The sequence below is a fragment of the Tsukamurella sputi genome, assembly GCF_007858445.1.
Taxonomy (GTDB): Bacteria; Actinomycetota; Actinomycetes; order Mycobacteriales; family Mycobacteriaceae; genus Tsukamurella; species Tsukamurella sputi.
Genome location: NZ_VIGV01000102.1, coordinates 1 through 614 on the forward strand (window position 1 = coordinate 1; position 614 = coordinate 614).

The 614-nt window shown below is 74.6% G+C and carries 1 protein-coding gene; it reads left to right on the top strand.

Annotated features, from left to right (window positions below; translation table 11 throughout):
• Positions 1–614, top strand: a 614-nt coding sequence (locus FK268_RS24485; RefSeq protein ID WP_497997381.1) for a SepX/GlpR family protein, incomplete at both ends; no start/stop codon positions are given.

Genomic DNA, 614 nt, shown 5'->3' on the forward strand with positions numbered 1-614 from the left:
CGGACGTCGACGACCTGCACGGGTCGAGTCCCATGGACGGCGACACCACCCCGATCCCCACCGTCGAGCGCGCGGCCATGCGCGCGAAGGCGAAGGTCGTGGACCTGGACGACCTCGACGCCCCCGTGGCGAAGCCGGTCGCGCAGGCCGAGAACGATGCCGCCGCGCCGGAGTCGGAGCCCATCGTCCGGCGCGTGACCGCGCCCGAGCCGGAGTCCGCCGACGAGATCGAGCCGATCGCGGAACGCCCGGCCGACGAGGCCGTCGAGTTCGTGGACGAGGCCGTCGACGAGGTGCCCGCGGACGAGCAGCTCACCGAGGAGCTCGCCCCCGTCGCCCGCCCCGCGCGGGCCGCCGACGAACGCGACGACGACATCGATGCCGAGGCCGATGCCGAGTACGCGGCCGAGGACGTCGAGGCGGAGCCGCGCCGCCGGCGGGGCGGCTACGACCCCGAGAACGACGCACGCATCACCGAGGCCCGGTTCCGGTTCCGGCAGCGCGTGACGCTCGTGCTGGGTGTGCTCGCGGTGGTCGCGCTGGGCGCGGGCCTGATGAACGTGCCGTTCGCCTGGTACGGCCTCGGCGCCGTGATGGTCGCCCTCGTCGTCTAC